Origin of the sequence: Paenibacillus sp. FSL H3-0302 (assembly GCF_037982245.1) — a bacterium.
Lineage (GTDB): Bacteria > Bacillota > Bacilli > Paenibacillales > Paenibacillaceae > Paenibacillus_AQ > Paenibacillus_AQ odorifer.
In genome coordinates, this window is the sequence record NZ_CP150284.1 from 1,991,868 (window position 1) to 2,012,995 (window position 21,128).

The 21,128-nt window shown below is 43.7% G+C and carries 15 protein-coding genes and 2 pseudogenes; 5 read left to right on the forward strand and 12 right to left on the reverse strand.

Annotation, left to right across the window (positions count from 1 at the left end):
• Positions 1 to 9 precede the first annotated feature (9 nt).
• The 6 genes and pseudogenes from MHH50_RS08675 to MHH50_RS08700 all read right to left on the reverse strand — a co-directional run bounded on the left by MHH50_RS08675 (position 10) and on the right by MHH50_RS08700 (position 6,843).
• Positions 10 to 1,400: pseudogene (locus MHH50_RS08675) on the reverse strand (SpoVR family protein).
• 420 nt (positions 1,401 to 1,820) lie between these two features.
• Positions 1,821 to 2,357, reverse strand: coding sequence for a TetR/AcrR family transcriptional regulator (locus MHH50_RS08680; RefSeq protein ID WP_340034197.1), 537 nt, complete (start codon positions 2,355 to 2,357; stop codon positions 1,821 to 1,823).
• A 149-nt stretch (positions 2,358 to 2,506) separates the two neighbouring features.
• A complete protein-coding gene (locus MHH50_RS08685) occupies positions 2,507 to 3,142 on the reverse strand; it encodes an FMN-dependent NADH-azoreductase (RefSeq protein ID WP_340034595.1) in 636 nt (211 codons plus the stop codon).
• 263 nt (positions 3,143 to 3,405) lie between these two features.
• Positions 3,406 to 4,223 (reverse strand): annotated as a pseudogene (locus MHH50_RS08690) (SpoVR family protein); the annotation flags it as partial.
• Between the two features lie 638 nt (positions 4,224 to 4,861).
• Positions 4,862 to 5,875 carry a bifunctional glycosyltransferase family 2/GtrA family protein gene (locus tag MHH50_RS08695; RefSeq protein ID WP_076195076.1) on the reverse strand — a complete coding sequence of 338 codons (1,014 nt, stop codon included), beginning with the start codon at positions 5,873 to 5,875 and terminating at the stop codon, positions 4,862 to 4,864.
• On the reverse strand, positions 5,872 to 6,843 hold the full coding sequence (locus MHH50_RS08700) for a phosphodiester glycosidase family protein (protein ID WP_076195078.1): 972 nt from the start codon (positions 6,841 to 6,843) through the stop codon (positions 5,872 to 5,874). The genes MHH50_RS08695 and MHH50_RS08700 overlap by 4 nt, the downstream gene beginning before the upstream one ends.
• A gap of 158 nt (positions 6,844 to 7,001) precedes the next feature.
• Between MHH50_RS08700 and MHH50_RS08705 the strand changes: the two genes are divergently transcribed.
• The 5 genes from MHH50_RS08705 (at position 7,002) to MHH50_RS08725 (ending at position 12,223) form a co-directional block, all read left to right on the forward strand.
• A complete protein-coding gene (locus MHH50_RS08705; protein WP_036684414.1) occupies positions 7,002 to 7,718 on the forward strand; it encodes a response regulator transcription factor in 717 nt (238 codons plus the stop codon).
• Complete coding sequence (locus MHH50_RS08710) at positions 7,718 to 8,653, forward strand: sensor histidine kinase (RefSeq protein ID WP_076277543.1); 936 nt, start codon at positions 7,718 to 7,720, stop codon at positions 8,651 to 8,653. The genes MHH50_RS08705 and MHH50_RS08710 overlap by 1 nt, the downstream gene beginning before the upstream one ends.
• A 117-nt stretch (positions 8,654 to 8,770) precedes the next feature.
• Positions 8,771 to 9,691: an ABC transporter ATP-binding protein gene (locus tag MHH50_RS08715; RefSeq protein ID WP_076126453.1), complete on the forward strand. Its 921-nt coding sequence runs from the start codon at positions 8,771 to 8,773 to the stop codon at positions 9,689 to 9,691.
• Positions 9,675 to 10,376 carry an ABC transporter permease gene (locus MHH50_RS08720; protein ID WP_232061220.1) on the forward strand — a complete coding sequence of 234 codons (702 nt, stop codon included), beginning with the start codon at positions 9,675 to 9,677 and terminating at the stop codon, positions 10,374 to 10,376. The genes MHH50_RS08715 and MHH50_RS08720 overlap by 17 nt, the downstream gene beginning before the upstream one ends.
• Positions 10,377 to 10,585: 209 nt before the next feature.
• Positions 10,586 to 12,223 (forward strand): ATP-binding protein, encoded by a 1,638-nt coding sequence (locus tag MHH50_RS08725; protein ID WP_076281056.1) that lies wholly within the window; start codon positions 10,586 to 10,588, stop codon positions 12,221 to 12,223.
• A gap of 64 nt (positions 12,224 to 12,287) precedes the next feature.
• Here MHH50_RS08725 and MHH50_RS08730 read toward each other — a convergent pair whose 3' ends face one another.
• From MHH50_RS08730 to MHH50_RS08755, 6 genes are all read right to left on the reverse strand, one after another.
• Complete coding sequence (locus tag MHH50_RS08730; protein ID WP_076126458.1) at positions 12,288 to 13,139, reverse strand: DegV family protein; 852 nt, start codon at positions 13,137 to 13,139, stop codon at positions 12,288 to 12,290.
• Positions 13,140 to 13,297: 158 nt separating this feature from the next.
• Positions 13,298 to 14,161 (reverse strand): AraC family transcriptional regulator, encoded by an 864-nt coding sequence (locus MHH50_RS08735; protein ID WP_175618914.1) that lies wholly within the window; start codon positions 14,159 to 14,161, stop codon positions 13,298 to 13,300.
• A gap of 145 nt (positions 14,162 to 14,306) precedes the next feature.
• Positions 14,307 to 15,989: an alpha-glucosidase gene (locus MHH50_RS08740; RefSeq protein ID WP_340034198.1), complete on the reverse strand. Its 1,683-nt coding sequence runs from the start codon at positions 15,987 to 15,989 to the stop codon at positions 14,307 to 14,309.
• An 88-nt stretch (positions 15,990 to 16,077) separates the two neighbouring features.
• Positions 16,078 to 18,396 carry a glycoside hydrolase family 65 protein gene (locus MHH50_RS08745; RefSeq protein ID WP_076126463.1) on the reverse strand — a complete coding sequence of 773 codons (2,319 nt, stop codon included), beginning with the start codon at positions 18,394 to 18,396 and terminating at the stop codon, positions 16,078 to 16,080.
• Positions 18,397 to 18,715: 319 nt separating this feature from the next.
• On the reverse strand, positions 18,716 to 19,372 hold the full coding sequence (gene pgmB / locus MHH50_RS08750; protein WP_340034199.1) for a beta-phosphoglucomutase: 657 nt from the start codon (positions 19,370 to 19,372) through the stop codon (positions 18,716 to 18,718).
• Positions 19,373 to 19,594: 222 nt separating this feature from the next.
• The gene (locus tag MHH50_RS08755; RefSeq protein WP_076195090.1) at positions 19,595 to 20,641 is read right to left on the reverse strand and encodes a LacI family DNA-binding transcriptional regulator; all 1,047 of its coding nucleotides are present in this window, start codon (positions 20,639 to 20,641) and stop codon (positions 19,595 to 19,597) included.
• Between the last annotated feature and the right edge of the window lie 487 nt (positions 20,642 to 21,128).

The window sequence follows — 21,128 nt, forward strand, 5'->3', positions numbered from 1 at the left end:
TTTTTTAGTTTAAATAAACTTCCGCTGCACCTTTTTGCCATCGTATGAAAAACGCGCCTTTTTGTCTTCCACAACCGTCTGTAGATGAACCGTCCGCCCCCATAAAGAGTAGATGTGAGGGAGTGTGCGCTCCAGATACTTCAGATCCAGCTCGATACTTTCATAGCGATGAGTTATAAATAATTCACCATTCTTCTCGAAGTCTGCGTCCTCAATGACCAAGTAAGGAGACCCGCCATTGACCCGGGCGAGCACCAGTTGATCTCGTACATTTTCCCATGCTTTATCGGTGATTTTCCATTCGGGGCCTTTTTTCTCAAAAACATAAAGATCGAGGTCGTTCACCAATTCCTTCGACAGATAGCTGCGGATAAAGGAGGTATCGGATTCCAACTCACGTACTTCAAAGATTTTCTCACGGTCCCAGCGGCGTTCGATGTCTTCAAAGATTTTCAGCCCCAGATAGTAAGGATTCAGGCTTTGCCGTGAGGGCTGCACGACGGATGAATTCAATTTTGCGTATTCCACAGTTTCCTCTTCGGTCAGATCTAGTTCGCGAACGATGCGCTGATGCCAGTAGGAAGCCCAGCCTTCGTTCATGATCTTCGTCTCCATCTGCGGCCAGAAGTAGAGCATTTCGTCATGGAGCATCGTCATAATGTCACGCTGCCAATCCTCCAAAACAGTGGAATATTGCTGGATAAACCAGACCATATCTTTTTCTGGCTCCGGGGGAAAGCACGGTTTCCAGAGGGTGCTTCCTGTGGCCCGGTATTGCTTTTATCTAAATTCCATAATTCGTCATAAGGATTGGATGATTTCGAGCCGCCTGGAGGGGCGTCTTTGAGCTCCTTCATCTTAGCTTCCAGTAGGTGAGTTTTGCCCAGCTTGCGTGGCTGGATCAGACTGGGGTCTATATGCTCCTGGATAGCCAGCACTGAATCGATGAAGCTCTCCACAGCATCAGTTCCGTAAGTTACAGAATAATAAGCAATCCGATCTGCTGTAGCTGACATGCTCTCGACCATATCTCGGTTGGACATGGAGAAACGCATATTATTTTTGAAAAAATCACAGTGCGCTAGCACATGGGCAACGATCAGCTTATTCTGAATCAGTGAATTTCCATCCAGCAGGAAGGCATAACAAGGGTTGGAGTTAATAACGAGCTCGTATATTTTGCTCAGTCCGAAATCGTATTGGGATTTCATTTTATGAAAGGTTTTTCCAAAACTCCAGTGTCCAAATCGTGTAGGCATTCCATAAGCGCCGAATGTATAAATAATATCTGCGGGGCATATTTCATAACGCATGGGATAAAAATCTAAACCGAAGCCAGTGGCTATTTCCGTAATCTCGGCAATGGCCCGCTCTAGCGCATTAATTTCTTCGCTTGGCATGAATCTTTCTCTCCTTCCTACTCTGGGCACCGCCTGTATGGGGCAGAACCTATATGAAATGCGGATACCTGTATCGAAAAATGCTATTCATACTATGTATATGGGAGGAGGGGAGGCAATATGACGGGGGAACTATCGTAGCCACCACCCAAACGTATTTATAAATAGATGATTCCTCATTCAGAAATTTGGCGAATTCTTCCTCGCTGTCACTGTATGTGGAAATTCCATCCTTGCGATCCTTCTGAGCTTGTTGAAGTTGAGACAGGACACCTTCATTGTTGAAAATGACTGAAGTCATTCGCTTCTTCTCCAACAAAGATAATACAAACGAAAAGTATAACAGCGAGAGAGATTTTCAAGGCGTCTTGAAGTAAAGAAGAAACTATGGGGTGGAGAATTTATAGAATGGTTTCTATACTAGCCTAAAATGATATTTGTCAAACGGTTTACCGCCGTATGCAAAGTTTCTTTCCCCTCTACACAAGCCATTGCAACCCCGTAGATGCCCCAACTCCAAAATGTAGCCAGTAAATAATGTTCTTCCTTCACACCATGCTCTTTATCTAATAAAGTTTGAAGTGTTTCCGTCAATCGTTGTTTAATTTCATAGTCCATTTTCGATTTGAATTCTTCAAGAGCATGTTGACATTGTAAGGATAAATTTATTTGAGAACTCATAATAGCTTGGAGGGACATAATAATTGTTTGTTCATTGATGACTTCTTGTAAGGCTACTTCATTAAAAATTTCTTTCGTAAGAACTTCTCTTTGAATCACATCGATTAAATCGTATTTATCCACAAAATGATAGTAAAATGTTGAACGGTTAATCTCTGCTTCTTGTGTAATATCACTAATGGTAATATCACTAAAATCTTTTTGTTTAATCAGTCTCATAAAACCATTCATGATATTTTCTCTTGTTCGTTGAATCCGCGGATCTTGTTTTTTCATTTGTACCTTCCTTCTTAAAATACTAATACTTTTTGACACTTGTTGGATTAATGGGTGACCCCATTATAACAGAAAAAATTTTCGAAAAAAACACTTCATGGTCCATTTTTTGTATGGACTACGAAGTGCAGTATAAAGATAATAAACGATTAGAAGCTTTGTGCTAATTGCTTGGCACGCAAGATGCCTGCTGCTTTAATTTTCTCGGCATTATTTGGCATTTTAGCTTGACCTTCAATAAATAAACCTTCATATTCAGTAATACCCATGAAGTTCATAATATGTTTTAAATATCGATCGCCTAGCTCTTCATCTGCTAAATGACCTTCTGAATAAAAATCACCGCGAGCTTGAATATGAAGCACTTTCTTATTATGAAGTAAGCCAACAGCACCAGTCTCCGTATATCTAAACGTCTTACCAGGTACAGCTACGGCATCGATGTATGTTTTCACAACGGATGGGAATGAGAAGTTCCACATCGGCGTTACGAATATCATTTTATCCGTTGCAATAAATTGATCGAGAATTTCGTTTAGGCGACTAACTTTCGCTAATTCCTCAGTTGAAAGAGCGTCAATATGCTGTCCTGCACGAAGTTTCCCCCAACCACTCATAACATCTGCATCTAAATTTGGAATATCTTCTTTGAATAAATCCAAGGTCACGATTTCATCCGTTGGGTTGGTCTCTTTATATGTTTCAATAAATGCCTTTCCTGCTGCCATACTAAACGAACGATTTTCGTCATTTGGATTTGCTGTAATAAATAATACCATAGTGATAATAATCTCCTCTATTCTTTTATGTTTACAACAATTGTTGTTAAAGTTAGTATAAAACGATTAATCTACTAAACAAACCATCAATTTTATTGAATTGTTGCAAATCCAACACTCAGCTAGCATTGATTGAAATAGTTTTGGAAAAAGAGAAGCGGCCAATCGGACACAATCCACGAAGGGGATGAATCTGAAATAAAAAAGCTCTCCATAAACGATGCTTCATCGTTTGTAGAGAGCCTTTTTGCGTAAGCACCTTAGCTGACCGAAGCCCAGCCTTCGTTCATGATTTTTGTCTCCATCTGTGGCCAGAAGTAGAGCATTTCGTCATGGAGCATCGTCATAATGTCACGCTGCCAATCCTCCAAAACAGTGGAATATTGCTGGATAAACCAGACCATATCTTTTTCTGGCTCCGGGGGAAAGCACGGTTTCCTGAGGGTGCTTCCTGTGGCCCGGTATTGCTTTTATCTAAATTCCATAATTCGTCATAAGGATTGGATGATTTCGAGCCGCCTGGAGGGGCGTCTTTGAGTTCCTTCATCTTAGCTTCCAGTAGGTGAGTTTTGCCCAGCTTGCGTGGCTGGATCAGACTGGGTCTATATGCTCCTGGATAGCCAGCACTGAATCGATGAAGCTCTCCACAGCATCAGTTCCGTAAGTTACAGAATAATAAAATCCGATCTGCTGTAGCTGACATGCTCTCGACCATATCTCGGTTGGACATGGAGAAACGCATATTATTTTTGAAAAAATCACAGTGCGCTAGCACATGGGCAACGATCAGCTTATTCTGAATCAGTGAATTTCCATCCAGCAGGAAGGCATAACAAGGGTTGGAGTTAATAACGAGCTCGTATATTTTGCTCAGTCCGAAATCGTATTGGGATTTCATTTTATGAAAGGTTTTTCCAAAACTCCAGTGTCCAAATCGTGTAGGCATTCCATAAGCGCCGAATGTATAAATAATATCTGCGGGGCATATTTCATAACGCATGGGATAAAAATCTAAACCGAAGCCAGTGGCTATTTCCGTAATCTCGGCAATGGCCCGCTCTAGCGCATTAATTTCTTCGCTTGGTATGAATCTTTCTCTCCCTCCAGCTTGGGCTTATGCTGCAACCTATTCTGACAAGGCTGCAAAGGTTCCGCGACAACGTCCGGGACTGTTCCATTTAAGTATATGGGAGAGAAGATGAGTGTATGACGTTCTGAATTTCTGAGTGGAAATAATGTGATTTTGTATACATTATTGGAAGGAAGCACTAGCTTTTTTTGTATGCGAATTCTATCAACGGTATCCTTCTCGGTGAATTCGGACTCAGATGACGTTATTTGCAAATTTCCAGCCTTTTGAGCAGGGTTGCGGACCCCACAGACGCTATCCCGCAGAAAGAGGCTCATATGTGGTGTCTTTCTTGCCAATAGCGGCTATGGGGTCCGTTAGCATACCAAAAGTGGAATAATACTGCGATTAGTGTCATCTGTGTCCGATAGGTGCCCAATAGGTGCCCAATAGGTGCCCAATAGGTGCTCCATATGTGTTCGAGGAGCAGTTCCATAGGTGCCCGATAGAAGCTCCACAAGTATCCGATTAGTACTCCATAAGTGTTCGAAAAGTGCTCCACAAGTGTCCAATTATTGCTTCACAAATTCCCAATTGCTCACCACACAAGCATAAGCAGTCGAGAGAACTTAACCTTCCCCAGAGTACCCAAACCCTCAATAGACAAACCGCCGTTGCGCCCAATAGCTGAAAAGGAAGATTGAAGCCTCGGTCAGTAGCTTGGCGGCGACAAGCGGAATAATCAGCTTTTCATTATAGAAATAGAGTAGCCCATAGTTGAACAACAATACGAGGATCACCAGCGCAAAATATTTGGGAAGCGAAGCCTGAATCTTGGAGCGTTTGCCGCCTGTGAAGACGTATTTTCGGTTCATAGAATAGTTAAAGACAGAGCTGCACAATCTCGCGGCCGCGACGGACAGGAATAGGTTATGGCTGAGCCTCTGAAACAGGAATAAGAGTGTGAAGTCGAGCAGGGCTGACAGCAGCGAAGAAGTGCTGAACATCAGTATCGGCAGATAAATCCGGAAGGAGTCCATCAGAGGCCGGAAATGGGATGATTTATTATCGTCCAGATAGACGGTATCGATGTACTCTTCCGTAATGGTGTATCCCTCTTTATGGGCAGTCAGCAGCATGTTCATTTCATATTCAAACCGTTCGCCGGGAATCTGGCATAGCCAATCAAGCATTGATAGGGGGTAGCCGCGCAGCCCAGTTTGTGTATCATAAATCTTAGTACCTGTAGTTAAGGAAAAGACCGTCCGGGTTACAGAGTTGCCGAAGCGGCTGCGCAGAGGAATGGTTCCGGTGAACCGGCGGCTGCCGAGTACGATTCCCGGAGTAGTCTGGTTCCGCAGAGATTCAACGATCCGGTTAATATCATAAGGCAGATGTTGGCCGTCGCTATCCGCGCAGACTACATAATCCGGCAGACCGGCCTCCTGAATATACTGGAACCCTGTCTTCAGAGCACGTCCTTTTCCGAGGTTGACTTCATGGGTTAGGACAGTGCAGCCGAATGCTTCGGCCATATCGAAGATTCCACGGTAGTGCGGGCCGCTGCCGTCATCCACAAGAACAATAGGTTCAAGCTGGAAATTATGCAGCTGTAAAATCAAATCGAGCAGTCGTTCATCGGGCTCATAGGCTGGGATCAGTATAGTCATGATGTTGCATCCTCCTTGATATAAAGAATGTCGCTGACGCCCCGCTCCTTGTTTTTGCCCTGCGGATTATTTACGACCCGTCCCATGAAGTACATAGTGGATGAACCACCGCCGTCCAGATTGTAGGCTTCTGTGGCGCCAAGGTCGGACATTACATCAGCTAGCTCAGTAAGGGTCATCCCACGGCTGTACCCTTCATTGCGCCCGTCAACTACGACAAACACATAATGGTTTGGTGCGATCATACCAACTGCGGTGCGGGGATTCGCGTTCTGGATGGAATGGTTGCCGAAGTTGGTATCGATTTTGACATTGCTGAAATCACTGGCAATCTCCCCGTCCTGAATCAGAATCGGACCAAAGGAAAGGGTATCGGTGGCCCCTTGCGCCAGCAGTTCAGAGGAAGAAATCTCTTCCTCGTTATAGGTTTGCATTGTCCCATCATCGAACAGCGCCATTGCATCCCGCACAGGATCATCACGATACACCGTGCCGTTACGGATTATCACTCCGTCATTGCGGAAGCCATAGTAATCACCATTGATGGCAAAAATCGCATGGTTCGCGGAAGCAATGTCCGAGGTATCCTCAGTGATGTTTGTTCCAAAGCTGTTGTCGGCAAAAGCAGTGCGCAGACTGCTCGCTTCCTTGAGGACGATATCAGCGACAAAATAAGTGATCTGGTCTGATCCGGAACCGGTCTGCACTTGGTCGATCTGGATCTGAATATCATCGCTGGAGTAATTCCAGTCGTCAGAGGTTGCGTTAACTTCGGCAGCTGTAACGGCTGTAGCTCCTGAGCTGCTAGTTGTAGCTGCATCATCTGCAACCACGACTTCGACATGTTCGATTAAGTAACGATCTGCCAGACTATATATCACTGTGCCGAGAAGCAGGAGGACAATGATCATCACGATCAGCAGCTTTCGTTTGAAGCTCCAGGCTTGCTTACTTCTCTTGTTCAACATTGAAGCATCACCTCATTTTGTAAGTTGTTAAGGCCATAATACCTGGGCTACCTTTAATGAAACTGAAATAAAAGCTGAAATAAAAACCGAAATAGTAAGAGCTCCGGGAAATTGGTATAATTTAACGAAGAGGTTTTCGACTACGGGGAGGTTTGGACATGCCACAGCGTGTGCTGCTGATTGAGGACGACGAAGCAATCAGTGAAATGGTCAGGTCTTATTTGGTAAAAGAAGGTTATGAGATTGAAGCTGTATTTGACGGTGAAGTAGCGGAGAGAACATTTCGGACCGGTGGTCCATTTGATCTTGTACTGTTAGACCTTATGCTGCCGAAGCGTAGCGGGACTGACATTCTTCAGACTATTCGTGCGGGGAGTCTGGTTCCAGTGTTGATCATGTCCGCTAAAGACAGTGATGTAGATAAAGCGCTTGGGTTAGGCTTTGGGGCGGATGATTATATTACGAAGCCCTTTTCTATGATTGAGCTAGCGGCTAGGGTGAAGGCAGCGATCCGTCGTGCAGGTTATGCATCTCCCAGTATCCAAGTGGAAGATCAAGCTCCGGTGAAGCAAATGATCTCCATTGGCCGATTGACTGTAGATTTAGATAACTTCTCTGCGTTGAAGAACGGGGAAGAAGTAAAGCTAACGTCGAAGGAATTTCATATTCTTAAGCTGTTTGTGACGCATCCGGGCCGAGTATTTACCAAAGCGCAGATTTATGCGAGCGTATGGGAGGATGATTATTTCGGGGATGAGAACGTCATTAATGTACATATGAGAAGATTGCGTGAAAAAATAGAAGACGATCCCTCCCATCCCGAATACATTAAGACGTTATGGGGCATCGGGTATAAGCTGGGAGAACAGCTATAATGATTGCGGTGCTAGGTGTTGTCATTGTGCTCTTACTCGCCGTCATTGTGTGGCAATATCAGAATTCGCGTAAAGCTTCTAATGATTTGCGATATATGCATGATAAGTTAAGCAGCATTATGGAGGAAGGCTCACATGAAAGATTGCTGCTGTTCAGCGGTAATTTGGAGCTGCAGAGCGTGCTGATTGACCTGAACCGGCTGCTGGATATCAATCATAAAGGAAGCATTGAGCGCGTAAGGCTGGAGAAATCCATGCGTAATATGCTGTCTAATATTTCTCATGATCTTAAGACTCCGCTAACGGTTGTGCTTGGTTATATTGAGACCATTCAACAGGATGAGCATTTGCCGGCCGGGGAACGGGAACGAATGATGAAGATGATTCATCAAAAAGCCAATGAAGTGATCCAGCTGATGAACAAGTTTTTTGATTTGTCCAAGCTGGAATCAGGGGATCGGGAAATTGCGCTTTCACGAGTTGAGGCAGGTGAAGTATGCAGACGCAACATCCTTTCTTTCTATGATATCCTCAGCGCTAAGGGCAGTGAGGTGGAGATTGAGATTCCGGATGAGGCTGTTTACTTCATGGGAAATGAAGAGGCTCTTGATCGAATATTGTCCAATCTGTTGTCGAACGCAATTTCTTATGGCGACGCTGGGAGCGTATTAGGATTAAGGCTCTATAGTGATGAGAACAAAGTATACATAGAGGTGTGGGACCGGGGAAAAGGCATCAGTGAAGTACACCAGGATAAAGTATTTGAGCGTCTGTATACGCTGGAAGATTCAAGAAATCGGGCTTATCAAGGCAGCGGTCTAGGTCTGACGATCACCAAAAGATTAACGGAGCAAATGAATGGAACGATTACACTGGTTAGTCAGCCGTATGTGAGAACGGTGTTTACCCTTACTTTTCGCAGATTACGCTTCTAAGGAATAGAATTGTGCGCAGCTTAAGATTTTCGTAAGAAACGAGTAATAAAAAAGAAAATTCTGCTGTGTACAATAAGAACTAAGGAAGACGAGACGAAAACAAAGGGGAGCGCGGAATTGACTACAATACTTCGGACAAGAAATTTAACGAAAACCTATCAAGGTAAAGAAGTCGTCAGCAATGTGAATATGAATATTAAGCAAGGTGAAATTTACGGGTTTCTTGGACCCAATGGTGCTGGCAAAACTACCGTGATGAAAATGGTCACGAACCTCGTTAAACCTACGAGTGGAGAAATTGAATTTTTTAATGAAAAAATGACTGAGCATTCTTACGAAATGCTGAAGCGGATGGGCTGCATCATTGAATATCCAGTGTTTTATGATAAATTGACAGCCAAAGAAAATCTGATTTTGCACGGAGAGTACATGGGCTATTATGATCCGCAAGCGATTGGTGAAGCGCTGGAGCTGGTAAAGCTCACAGGTGTCGATAAAAAGCCGGTGAAGCAATTTTCACTTGGGATGAAGCAACGTCTGGGTATTGCCAGAGCCTTCATGACGAAACCTGAGCTGCTCATTTTGGATGAGCCGATTAATGGGCTAGATCCTGTGGGAATCAAGGAGATGCGTGAAGTGTTCCGGATGCTTAGCCGTGAATATGGAATGACGTTACTTGTATCTAGTCATATTCTGGGGGAAATAGAGCAGATTGCTGATACGATCGGTGTGATCCGGCAGGGTGCTCTGGTAGAAGAAGTGGCGATGGATTCCATTCGTGGCCAAAATACTGAATATATCGAAGTGGTTACGAATGAGATTAATAAAGCAGTGTATGTGTTGGAGCATAAGCTTGGGCTTAATAATTTCAAAGTGCTGGACCATATTACAGTTAGAATATATGACGGTGGAATCTCACAACGTGATCTGAATAAGGCGTTAGTGCTAGCAGATGTGGAAATTGAAAGTATCAGCAAAAAACAACATACGCTGGAAGATCATTTTCTGCAATTGATTGGGGGTGAAGGCATTGCTTAAATTAATATCTTTGGAGATTCGGAAGAATAAGCTAAAAACGCTTCTTACAGGTGCAGCAATCGTCAATCTTGCGATTCTTGCGTTTATGATTATGGTTTTATTCGTTGATCAAAATGAGAGCGAACCGTCGTTTGCTTCTTATGCAGAGTTGTTTGAGGGCGTGTTCGTTTTTGTAAAGGCTGCTTATATTATTTTCGCTTCGGTTATTATTAGCAAGCTGGTGATTGATGAGTATAAGAACAACACCATTACTCTTCTCTTCATGTATCCTATCTCACGTAAAAAGCTGATGACTGCGAAAATATTGATAGTGTTCGCCTTCACATTTGTTGCCATAATCGTGGCAGACATTGTAGTCGGCGCTATCCTAATAGGATTCAATTCCTTTGCAGGGCTTATTCCGGGTGAACTGACCCTTCATGTAATCACTTCAGAGCTGATTAAGTTAGGCGCAAACGCTTTTTACGCAGCGGGTATTGCTCTAATCCCATTGTACTTTGGAATGAAGAAAAAATCGGTCCCTGCCACCATCGTCTCAGCTGTGTTAGTTACCTCCTTAATTTCTGGGGGATTTGATCAAGCTCGCTTAGGTAATTTAGCGGCGGTGTCGATCTCACTTGGATTGCTAGGAGCAGGTATTGCCTATATGGCTATTCGCAACATTGAACATAAAGATATAGCCTAATAGATTCGGAATTCACCCCCTTTTATAACCCTTTTGTAACGATGAAAAAGCATCGTGATTGGGGTTATAAAGGGGGGATTTGACGTTTATCTACGACTGATTTCCGTAATTTTGATATAATAGATATGAAATATATTTTAAATTTTAGATGAACATTGCTCGTTTAGGGGTAATGATAATGGATGAGAGAGCCTGAGGGGATGTGAACTGTGGATAAAGACTGGACGTCCATTCTGAGACGGTTGCTTTCGGAAGAGAGCGCTTATAAATCGTTATATGACCAACATCCTGATTTGATATTCGTTCTGGATAGACAAGGTCGCTGCGTAGGAACCAACCGAACTTTTCATCTAGGCTTGAGCGCAGAAGCGAAGTTGCAAAATACAAGTCCGATATCAGCAAAGAGAAAAAATCTTGGCAATATTGCTAGTTTTGAGGCTGCTCTGCAGGGGAACTCCTCAAGCTTTGAGCTACAAGATTTAGAGAATCCCAAAAAAGGCTCGGATTGCGTAGGCGTTAAACTTTTACCCATCAGAACGGAAGAAGGGATCGCCGGGGTATTCGCGATTACCCAAGTGGCTAACGGAAGCGCTCTTTTACATGCGGAATTGTTACAAGACTGGCTAGATGAATTAGCGGACACCTTAGATACTGAATTACCTATCACGGGCGAAGTGGAGATAAGCTCCAAAGATAGCTCAATAGTAGCTGTGAAGGATCAACAATCGAGCCTCATTCTGAATTCCGTCTCCGCGGGAATCTTTGTGCTGGATACAACGGGGCGTGCTCTATTTATTAACCGTGAGGCAGCGGATATGTTAGGCTACCAACCAACAGAATTGATGGGTCTGAAGCTTATGGATTATATCCATCATATCCAAGGTGATGGTTCGCGTTATTCGACACCTGATTGCCAGATTAGTCTTACGATAGAGGATGGAATCATCCGCAAGAAAGATGATGAGATCTTCTGGCGTAAGGATGGCACCAGTTTTTTTGTTAATTATCGGGTAGCACCTCTTATTGATGAAGGGCTGATCGCAGGTGCGGTTATTGCCTTCAGTGATATTACGAATGAGCGAGAAATCATTCGTGCGAAAGAATCAGCAGAGCAGGCAGCGCAAGCCAAATCTGATTTCTTAATGATGATGAGCCATGAAATTCGGACGCCGATGAACGGGATGATCGGAATGGCTGATCTATTGTTGGATACTGAACTTGGAGAAGAGCAGCGAGGTTATGCCGAGATTTTACGCAGCAGTAGTTATACGTTATTACAGATCTTGAATGACATTCTTGATTTCAGCAAAATGGAAGCAGGTAAAATGTCACTGCAATCCGAGAAGTTTGATCTCCGCGAGATGATCTCAGACGTCATTGATTTATTTGCACCGAAAGCGGAAGAGAAGAAGCTGGCATTACGTTGGTGGATGGATACTAGCGTTCCAACCATAATCATTGCTGATCCGATCCGCTTGCGGCAGATTGTCGTGAATCTGGTAGGCAATGCGCTGAAATTCACGGAACGTGGGAGCGTGACCCTATCGGTGAAGAACATTCCACTATCTGATGAACAAGAATTTTTGTTGGAATTTTCAGTGCGGGATACAGGTGTAGGAATTGCCGGTAACAAACTCAATCTATTGTTTCAATCTTTCTCACAGCTGCATCCGTCCATAAACCGTAAATATGGAGGCACAGGCTTAGGACTGGCGATTTGCAAGCAGCTTGTGGAGCTGATGGGTGGGACGATCTTTGTAGAAAGTGAAGAGAATCACGGTTCTACGTTTCGTTTTATGTTGCCTTGCAGAGCAGAAGATATAGAGCTGGAAGTAACTTCAAACTAGGGGGGTTACACACAAATCTCCGGTCCATTTGCTTAAGAAGCAATGGCCGGAGATTTGTGTGTTATTAGTCCTGAAGCATATACATGAGACCTACAGTATGCGGCCCACAATGGCTGCCAATTACACAACCCGCATGGAGGATTGCTATTTCATTAACTTGAGTTTTCTCTCGTAGTGCTGCCTCCAGATAGAGCGCATCTTCTTCCGCCAAGGTATGGACCACGATGAGCAACTCATTATCCATTCGATCGACATGAACCAAAGCGTTCTGGAGCATTTGTTCCACAGCTTTTTCTTTTTTGCCACGGATTTTGCTGGTAGGTATGATGCTTCCATCTACCAGTCTAAGAACAGGACGGATTTTGAGCAGACTACCGATGAAGTTCTGCATGCCTGAACAGCGTCCACCCATATATAAGTAATCTAGCGTATCCACAACGAATTCAGTTTCCACAAGGCTGCGGCTGTGCTCCAGCATGGCTGCAATCTCTACGGCAGAGTGGCCCTTTTCAGCAGCTCTGACAGCCTTCATAACAAGGAGGGCAATGCCTCCGCACAAGGTTTGTGAATCTATAACCTGTACGCGTCCCTCAGGAAATTCCCCGGCAGCCAAAAGTGCATTCTGATATGTAGAGGATAGTGAGGAGGAGAGACTGATATATACAATATCTTGTCCGCTGCTAATCACGGGTTGAAATGCAGCAATGAAATCTGCTGGCGAAGGTGCTGCCGTTTTCGGCAATACTCCACTAGCGGCTACACGGCGATACACTTCCTCGGGTGTAATATCTTCACCATCTTTGTAGGTACCTTCTTCAAATACAACATAAAGAGGAACGATGCCGATGTCATAAGTATCCTTCCAGTTTTGAGGTAAATCGGAAGTGCTGTCTGAAAATATTTTTACAGTAGACATGAAATTCTCCTTCACCGATAATTCGGATGACAATAATCAATAATCATTATAGAACTACATAATCTATTTATTATACCAAGACTATGCCAATTCTCAAAATGAAATAGTAGGCAATCACAAGAAAAAAGACTATCGGGATTTCGATAGTCTTTTTAGTTCTATTCTTTTTTCGTAACAGGGATCCATATCTCACAACGATAGTCCTCTGCGTCTGGTCTCCCTGGAAGATATAGCTCAAACTCAGGTCCGCCTGTGTGCTCGTAGCCTGTGGAAGGGAACCACTCCTGGAAAATGCGTGCCCATACCTGCTGGATCGCATCAGGCATCGGCCCTACTGAGGTGAACACAGCCCAACTTGCAGCTGGGATTGTTGTAGAAGCAAAGCCCTGTGCATCAGTCTCTGGAGTAGCTTCGACAGCGATCCAATAGGAGAAGGTTTCTTTATCATGGTTCATGTCAGAGCAGATGCCTAATAAATCCTTATCTTCACCGAGCTCAATCAGCTTATCTGACGTACCATTTTCATTAGCTTCTATCCACAACTGAGGGATGCGGCGCAGATTCTCCCCATCCTTCGTTGTCATTTCCTCTACTAGTCCGATAACATTAAAAGCGTCTCTTTTCTCAATTCTGTAGTCCATTTCTTTATCTCCCTTCAGTGATAGATGGAAGGAGAGTCTAGGGAAAGCCTTGAGCTGTACCCCTGACTCCCGCGCAGCAGAAGGAGTAATTCCATGTGCCTTGCGGAATGCTTTGGCAAACGACTCGGGCGAGTCATATCCGTATTTCAGTGCAACATCCAGCACTTTAACTTTAGAAATAGCAAGCTCCTGTGCAGCCAGAGTTAATCTGCGCTTACGGATATAGTCTTTGATAGATACTCCGGTAAGCATATTGAACATGCGCTGGAAATGAAAGGGGGAGGAGTAAGCAACCTTGGCGATTTCTTCAATGGTCACAGATTCCTCCATCTTGCTCTCCATATAATCTAAAGCTTCTTTCATGCGGATAAGCCATTCCAAGTCCGTCATCTCCCTTTAAGTTCATACTATCAGGCTGCATTTGCAAAATCCTGTTATTCCGTGCTCTCTAATGACAGGTAGCAGGCAGAAGGATAATCTCATAAAAAATCATCCTAAATAGTATAACTCAGGAAGATAGACAAAGTTAGTCTTTCAATCGATACACTCTTGCTTCATAAGGTCGTAATAATTCCCGTGTGGGTGCATCATCAGGGTAATTTCCAATAATAAGTTCCGTAGCCTTACTTAGCTCTGCGGAAAGATCAACAGTCTGTGGAACCTCATTGAAATTGAGCAGCACCAGCCACTTCTCGTCATCCAGAGTACGCGTATAGGCATAAATATCCTCATGCTCTGGCAAAAGTAGCTTGTATTCGCCATAAGCCATGATCGGATTTTTTTTGCGCAAAGCAAGCAGCCTTTGGTAATAATAGAAGATGGAATCCGAATCCGCCAGGGCCTGCTCCACGTTAATTTCCTTGTAGTTCGGATTAACTTTGAGCCACGGCTCCCCTTCAGTAAAGCCGGCATTCGCAGAATCATCCCATTGCATCGGAGTGCGCGCATTATCACGGCCTTTGATATGAATAGCGTTTAGCACGCTGTTAGGATCAGCGCCGCCTTCGGTAACCTTTTCGCGATACATATTGAGGATTTCAATGTCTTTATAATGTTCAATGGCTGTGAACTTTACATTAGTCATCCCGATTTCTTCGCCTTGATAAATATAGGGTGTCCCTTTCAGCGTGTGCAGTAAGGTAGCGAGCATTTTGGCAGAGATCACACGATACTTACCGTCATCCCCGAATCTTGAGACCATACGTGGCTGGTCATGATTGTTAAGATAAAGACTATTCCAACCCTTATCCGCCAGACCCACTTGCCATTTATGAAGAATATCGCGCAGCTTCGACAACGTCCACGGGGCTACGTCCCATTTGCCGTCAGGACCCGAGTCCACATCCATATGCTCGAACTGGAATACCATTTGCAGCTCTTTGCGTTCCTCGTCCGTGTAAAGGATGGCATCTTCAACTGTAGCGCCAGGAGTTTCGCCGACAGTCATAATGTTATAGTTGGATAACACTTTGTCATTCATTTCATGTAAAAACTCATGAACACGTGGTCCATTCATATAATATTCGCCACCCCAAGCAAGTTCCCCGGGAGCAAGGCCGTCTCTATGAGAGGAAGGGAGACCTTCCACTTTGGAAATCATATTGATTACATCCATTCGTAGACCATCCACACCCTTGTCGAGCCAGAAGGTGATCATCTTGTATAACTCCTCACGCAGCTGCGGATTCTCCCAGTTGAGATCCGGTTGCTTGCGCGAAAACAGATGCAGATAGTATTCACCAGTGGTTTCATCCAGTTCCCAAGCCGGGCCGCTGAATACAGAACTCCAATTGTTGGGGCGCTCACCATCTGGTCCACCCGGACGCCAAATGTAGTAATCGCGATATGGATTATCTTTTGAAGAACGGGATTCTACGAACCAGGGATGCTCATCTGAGGAATGATTGATTACAAGGTCCATCATCAGTTTTAGGCCACGGGCGTGCAATCCAGTCAGTAATTCTTCCCAATCCTGCAATGTGCCGAACTCATCCATAATATCTTGATAATCGCTGATGTCATAACCGTTATCGTCATTTGGTGATTTATATACAGGTGACAGCCAAACTACGTCGACACCTAGCTTTTGCAAATAATCCAGACGTGAAATGATTCCTTGCAGATCTCCAATCCCGTCACCATTGCTATCTTGAAAGCTGCGGGGATAGATTTGGTAGACAACGGCTTCTTTCCAAAAGGTTCTGTTCATTCAAAATCACTCCTTATATAAGTTATCTTCCTAAAAAATAAAGAGACCCCAAAAGCATTAAGCTTCAAGGGTCTCTTGGGTGTAAGTTTTATACTGTAACGGAATTGCTATCAGCAGTGATGCTGCTTAGTCCGTTTACGGTATATTCTTTGTCGTAGATAGTAATAGAAGCAGGGATATCAGTTTCATTCGTAACAGTAACTTGTGCATCCGTAACACTTACTTTCAGACGGGAGCCGCGGAACATGATTTTAAAAGAGTAAGCGGTCCAGTGACCTGGGTTAGATGGGCTCAGTGTCAGTCTGCCGTCATGCACGCGGAGTCCGCCGAAACCATGTACGATTGACATCCAAGTACCAGCCATGCTAGTGCTGTGCAAGCCGTCTTCTGTATCATTGTTATAGTTATCAAGATCCAGTCTTGAAGTACGCAAGTACATTTCATAGGCCTTATCCTTATATCCCAGCTCACTGGCTAGAATGGAGTGGATACAAGGGGAAAGGGAGGACTCATGAACAGTGATCGGTTCATAAAAGTCGAAGTTACGTTTTTTGGTATCGAGATCGTAACGGTCACCCAGGAAATATAATCCCTGCAGAACGTCTGCTTGTTTAATGAAGCAAGAACGCAGGATACGGTCCCATGACCATTTTTGGTTGAGTGGCAGATGCTCACGTTCCAGATCTTTGACTTGAATGATCTCTTTGTCCAGGAAGCCATCTTGTTGTAAGAAGATACCCAGCTCTTCATCCGCAGGATAATACATCTTAGCAATGATGTCTTTCCATTTTGTAGTTTCGCTCTCTTGCAGCCCTAGTTTGTCGACTAGCTCAGCATAACGAGTAGGCTCATTTTCTTGCAAGTATGCCAGTGCTTCCATGGTATATTCCATAGTCCACGAAGCCATACGGTTCGTATACCAGTTATTATTAACGTTATTCTCATATTCATTCGGGCCCGTTACGCCGAGCATTACGTATTTGTCTTTGCGTGATGCATAGTGAACACGTTCTTCCCAGAAGCGGGAGATTTCCACGAGAACCTCAAGGCCATATTGTCCCAGATAAGCTTTGTCTCCGGTGTAGTTCACATAGTTGTAAATAGCGTAGGCAATGGCACCATTCCGGTGAATTTCTTCAAATGTAATTTCCCACTCGTTGTGGCATTCTTCACCGTTCATCGTAACCATTGGGTATAGCGCACCTTTTTTGAATCCAAGCTTACGGGCATTTTCTTTAGCTTTCTCTAAGTGCTTGTAACGGTAGATCAACAAATTGCGGGCAATGGAGGAGTCCGCCGTACTGAGATAGAAGGGAACGCAATACGCCTCAGTATCCCAGTAAGTGCTGCCGCCGTATTTTTCACCGGTAAAGCCTTTCGGGCCAATGTTCAGGCGGTCATCTTCACCATTATAGGTTTGATTGAGTTGGAAAATATTAAAGCGAATCGCTTGCTGAGCCGAAACGTCACCTTCAATGATGATGTCGCTTTCTTTCCATTTTTCTCTCCAAGCTTCAATTTGTTCGGTCAAAAGAGTTACAAATCCGGCTTCCTTAGCAGCTTGCAGAGCAGTTTGGGCGGCGTCGACCAATTGTCCCAGACCGTGATTCCGAGAAGTAACATTGGCTACATATTTATAAATGACGATTTGATTGCCCGCTTGTGCGGTTACGTCCAGTTTGCTGGCTACATATTTCTCTTGTTCGATCGCTTCTGCTTCGGCAGTTACCTTCTCACCATTGACAAGGATATCAAAAGCCATAGCAGAGGTGACATGGAAGTCGAGTTTCTTAGTCTTAAGAGTGAGATGTCCATGATCAGGTCCCGCTTGTTTCTCAACTTCATTCCAGAATTTCTCGTCATAGTTGGAATCCTTGTTCTTCACATCACCATCAAGATAAGGAGTAATCGTAATCTTGCCTGAGAAATTAACAGGAATGATGGAATAGCGAATCGCGCCGATTTCTTGACGAGTCATGCTTACGAACCGGATACTTTCTACTTTAACTTCCTTACCATCTTCGAGAGTGGCAGTGAAGCTACGGGAGAGCGTTCCTTCTTTCATATTAAGTACACGGCGGAATTCGGAAACGGTGCACTTTGCCAGATCAAGGGGGGTACCCTCGATATCAATGTTAATACCGATCCAGTTCGTGCTGTTAAGTACTTTGGCAAAATATTCAGGATAGCCGTTTTTCCACCAGCCAACACGTGTTTTGTCAGGGTAGTAGACGCCCGCCATGTAGCTGCCTTGCAGGCTGTTGCCGCTATATTGCTCTTCGAAATTGGCCCGGCCACCCATAAATCCGTTACCAAGACTAAATACGCTTTCAGAAATTTCTTGCGTCTGTGGATCAAAGGATTCCTCAATAATGGACCATTCATCAATTGTTAAATATTGTTTCACGATAACCGCTCCTTTAAATATGTTAGGGGGATATATAAAATGAACAAATCTTTTGTTAAACTTCCGGTGATATAAAAGTGACTGCGATGAATCTTTGGACTTTCGATCGCTGTTATAATCAGATTTCTATATTTAAACCACATTTTGCGGATGAAATCTGATTATAAAGGCGAACGCTATGCTTCTACAGTTCCAAAATTCCTCTCCGTCACTTCATCACCAGAAAGTTAACGATTAATTATTAGTTCATTTAATCTCTGGTAGGAATGTCCATAACAACTCAAATCAGTACTATTTGAGTTCATTATGTTCACTATATTTATGCAAAAGATTCTTTGAGCATGGACACACTCATATGAGCGAGCGATGGAACCACAATATTCGCGGCACTGAGGGTTTCCGGCGAACCAATGCCAACACTGAACATACCGGCCCGGGTAGCGGCCTCAATTCCCGCTTCTGCATCTTCGAAGACTACACAATGTTCAGGTGCGGCATCCAGTGCATTGGCTCCTAACAGGAACACTTCCGGATCTGGTTTAGCAGCACTAGTATGAGTTCCATCGATGATTGCATCAAAGTAAGGGGTTAATCCGGTATTATTCAAGATCGTCATAGCGTTTTTACTGGCAGAACCGAGAGCGACTTTGATGCCATTCGTACGGCACTCTTTTAGGAAATCAAGCGCACCTGGCAGAATCTCAGAACTGTCCATTTTTGCAATATATTCGACATAACGATTATTTTTCTGTTCCGCAAGCTTAGCTTTCTCTTCTTCAGCAATCGTTAGTCCACCGATTTCCAGCAAAATATTTAGTGAAGCCGTTCTGCTGACTCCCTTAAGGCGTTCGTTATCTTGTTCTGTGAAAAGAAACCCCAGTCCATCTGCAAGCTCTTTCCAAGCGATATAATGGTATTTGGCTGTATCGACGATTACTCCGTCCAAGTCGAACAAGCAGGCTTTAATTTCCGACATTGTAGTACCTCCTAAAAGTTTTGACAGCGTCGTGATCCAGCGGATGCCGTATTAGAATCTTATTAAACCGTTTAAACTTTGATTAAGATGTGTAAGTTTATCCTAACCTAAGATCCTAGAAATCACCCATAAAGAACTGGATCATTAAGTATTGTATGATTTAGCGCAAACGTTTGTACAGATTTTCAAAAAATAAATGAAGCGATTAAACGCTTCACTTATTCATTCGGTTTTATGCTTTGCCTGAGAGTGCATGGATGACTCTCTCACGATCAGACGATGGGGAATGACAAATCGGTTGGTATGACCTGAACCGTTATCCGGACTCTTGATATTTTGGATAAGTACTTGTGATGCGGTGTAGCCAAGATGATAAATTCCTATATCAATACTGCTGATCGGAGGACTAGATAATTCAGATAATGGAATATTGTTAAAGCTTACAATGGCGAGATCGTCTGGAACCTTGTATTTCAGTTCATTCAACCCGCGCAAAATTCCGAACGATACCATGTCATCCACCGCTACCAGCGCAGTGGGTCGATTCGGCAAATTCATGAAAAAGGACATCGCTCTATAGCCGCTATCCTGTAGAAATTCACCCTCTACAATCCATTCATCCCGCATTTCTAAACCGCTATTCTGCAATGCTTTACGATATCCGGCGAGACGGTCACGAGAAACGATTAGATTAGGTGGTCCACTTACGAAGCCAATACGTTTATGCCCCATGGAAATGAGGTGGTTCGTAGCATCGTATGCTGCCATCACATTATCATTATCGACTGATAAAATATTCTCATATTTATCACTCCGGCCAACAAGCACGAATGGATAATCGTTGCTCTCTAGAAAATCAATAACGGCATCATCCGTACGAGAGTAAAGCAGAATAACGCCGTCAACACGGCGACCCTTCAGAAGTCGTGAAACGGCTTCCAGTTCTTCTTTCTCGTTCGCTCCGGAGCTTATCAGCACATCATAACCGGAACGGCTGGCTTGTGTAACGATCCCGCGAATTAATTCCATAAAAAATAGATTAGAGAACAGCTCTTCAGCAGGTTTAGGAAGACTGAAGCAGATGCTGTTAGTAGTTTTCGACACCAAGCTCTTAGCCATCATGTTAGGGGTATAGCCCATATCCTCCATAATAGCTTTAACTTTGCGGGAAGTTTCCAGGCTGATTCTGGGATGGTTGGACAATACCCGGGATACCGTGGAGGGAGATACTCCCGCTTTCTTGGCCACATCCTTAATGGTAACTGTCATTGAAACCTCCTTATGGAACCGTTTGCTTTACACAGTAATATTAATCTAAGAGTTCTAAATTGTAAATAGATAAAGTCATTCAAAAGGAGGAAATTGCTACTTTTGGAAGGAACACAAGAAATTTCAATGCAATATTGTTGCTTTTCACCAAAAAAGTATGAATGATTCGGGAATTTTGATCTTAATATGTATAAATGCGGTCTGAATTTTGTGAAAAGAGCATTCGCTGAATGCAAACGTATGGCTTAAAGGATGCAAGAACTTAGCTGAAAGGAAGGGAAGAACAAGTTTCGTTTTTATTGCGGCTTTAAATTGAGATTTTATTTTAGAAAATACTGGTTGACAATACCGTAAATTCGGCATTAGTATGTAAATCAAAATACAGCAAGCGTTTTCATTGGGTATTTTTAGGTTGTAATCAGTTGCGCTAACGATCGGGTTTTATGGACTAGTGTTTGTGCATAGCTTTTTGCAAACGATTGCACTA

What these genes read in the sequence shown, in the direction of transcription:
- MHH50_RS08680 (WP_340034197.1), bottom strand. Translation starts at nt 2,357, where the DNA reads ATGAAAAAACAAGATCCGCGGATTCAACGAACAAGAGAAAATATCATG.
- MHH50_RS08695 (WP_076195076.1), bottom strand. Translation starts at nt 5,875, where the DNA reads ATGACTATACTGATCCCAGCCTATGAGCCCGATGAACGACTGCTCGAT.
- MHH50_RS08700 (WP_076195078.1), bottom strand. Translation starts at nt 6,843, where the DNA reads ATGTTGAACAAGAGAAGTAAGCAAGCCTGGAGCTTCAAACGAAAGCTG.
- MHH50_RS08705 (WP_036684414.1), top strand. Translation starts at nt 7,002, where the DNA reads ATGCCACAGCGTGTGCTGCTGATTGAGGACGACGAAGCAATCAGTGAA.
- MHH50_RS08710 (WP_076277543.1), top strand. Translation starts at nt 7,718, where the DNA reads ATGATTGCGGTGCTAGGTGTTGTCATTGTGCTCTTACTCGCCGTCATT.
- MHH50_RS08730 (WP_076126458.1), bottom strand. Translation starts at nt 13,139, where the DNA reads ATGTCTACTGTAAAAATATTTTCAGACAGCACTTCCGATTTACCTCAA.
- MHH50_RS08740 (WP_340034198.1), bottom strand. Translation starts at nt 15,989, where the DNA reads ATGAACAGAACCTTTTGGAAAGAAGCCGTTGTCTACCAAATCTATCCC.
- pgmB (WP_340034199.1), bottom strand. Translation starts at nt 19,372, where the DNA reads ATGTCGGAAATTAAAGCCTGCTTGTTCGACTTGGACGGAGTAATCGTC.
- MHH50_RS08755 (WP_076195090.1), bottom strand. Translation starts at nt 20,641, where the DNA reads ATGACAGTTACCATTAAGGATGTGGCCAAGAAAGCGGGAGTATCTCCC.